General features: G+C 37.4%; 2 protein-coding genes and 1 pseudogene. All 3 read right to left on the reverse strand.

Annotated features, from left to right (window positions below; translation table 11 throughout):
* A partial coding sequence (locus tag BM098_RS12965) for a terminase large subunit domain-containing protein (protein WP_234987509.1) occupies nucleotides 1-1,031 on the reverse strand: 1,031 nt, incomplete at its 3' end.
* Nucleotides 1,032-1,034: 3 nt separating this feature from the next.
* Nucleotides 1,035-1,361: a hypothetical protein gene (locus BM098_RS13940; RefSeq protein ID WP_327058550.1), complete on the reverse strand. Its 327-nt coding sequence runs from the start codon at nucleotides 1,359-1,361 to the stop codon at nucleotides 1,035-1,037.
* Between the two features lie 27 nt (nucleotides 1,362-1,388).
* A pseudogene (locus BM098_RS13945) lies at nucleotides 1,389-1,547 on the reverse strand (helix-turn-helix domain-containing protein); the annotation flags it as partial.
* Nucleotides 1,548-1,682: the final 135 nt, after the last annotated feature.

Here is a 1,682-nt window from a genome sequence, read left to right on the forward strand (position 1 = left end):
TCGAGTTTAAAAAATGGTCTGTTGGTCGCCATGATTTCTTCACGAGAAGCTACGGAATTTTCCATGTTATCCTCAATGAAGTTCATACGTTTTGTAACAAACGCCGCACGACCAGAAGGATTATGAGCTAACTTATCGTATTCCTTCTTAACCTTGTTAAATAATCGTTTACCTCGTTTGTTTAATGGTTCCTGAAGTGCCGGGTTAGCTTTCGCCCAATTCTTCGGATCGTCCATTTCTTTCAAATCATCAAGCTCACAAATGTATGGGAAAACACCACCAAACTCAATCAAGCCATTAAGCACATCTTCGCATTCTCGATATTTGATATCGAAATAACCCTCTCTAACAAATCCTTTTGTTCCAATGAAAAACTGACGGCCATGATCTACCTTACCTAAACCACCACTAAACACATCAACAATGTCGGAATCTTCCATTTCGTGATATTCATCGTAAATAACCGCACCTTCACGGCCACCATCCTGTGAGCTAGCATTACTGGTCTTATATTCAAAAACAGATTGAGTGCTTGTACCAGTTATGCTACTTTTGAAGGCTTCAAATTCTTCTTTCAAATCCTCATTGCTTTTTTTATTTATGACTCGAAAACATTCCAAGAAACTTCGTTTTGCCTGTTTTTCAGAGTTAGCAACAATAGATACGTCATAGTAGTCAATACCGTGCAAGGGGCTGATAAAATAATTAGCAAGTGTGGATATAAAACCATTCTTTCCACCACCTCGCCCCATGTTAATGACAAACTCATCAAATACAGGTTCATCATCTTCTTTGTGGAATAAAAAAATGAATGGGGTTATAAATTTCTCCCATTCATCTAATTCAAAATACCAGGTTTCGCTGTACTCTATATAGTTTGTAATCTGTTCCTCATCAAAATAATAAATGTCATCCCGTGGTAATATATGTTTTTCAATTAAACAGATCAACTGTACTCTTTTTTTGTTGAGTAATAGTTTGCCACATTTCCAGTTCTTTATATAGTATTCAACATACGTATTATGCAACATAAGCTATCGACCTAACAACTTTGATTTCCTATCAACTTTCTGTTGCGGCAATAAGTCAGTCAATTGTTTTATAATGGCTTGATATGTTTTATCTCGATTATCATAGTTTTCAACAATTGGTCGCTTTCGATCGTAAGGCACTTGGCTTTCACTTTGGGAGAATTTCTCATATTCCCCATTCTCCAAAATGTCTTTCCAATTGTCGTCTAATAATATCCGTAGTCGAGCAGCTTGAATGATCAATCCTTCCGCAACATCTAGTTGGTCTTTCGGAATATTTTTAAATAGTTTTTTCAGTCGCTCAACTTCTGACTCCACTCTACTTTCCATATCATCAATTCTATCGTTTAATAAATAAAGTACAGATACGCCTAATGCCTCTGCGATTCTAGTTAGGAGCTCCAAACTCGGAGAATTTTTACCTTGTTCAATGCTTGCATAATAGTTCGTTGAAACACCAGCTAGCTTAGAGAAATCCGCTTGCGTCAGCTTTTTATCTTTTCGTTTTTCCTTCATTCGAAAACCAACATTTTGTCTATCCAAATTAATCACCTTCTTTCTGCATGGACTACGGGGAGGGAGGGGGTAAAATATTTTGCTGCATCTGCAGAATCGAGCCCCCTTTACCGGTGCCCCCGATGGTTAAAATCG

Origin of the sequence: Halolactibacillus halophilus (genome assembly GCF_900115605.1) — a bacterium.
In the GTDB taxonomy this organism is placed as follows: Bacteria; Bacillota; Bacilli; order Bacillales; family Amphibacillaceae; genus Halolactibacillus; species Halolactibacillus halophilus.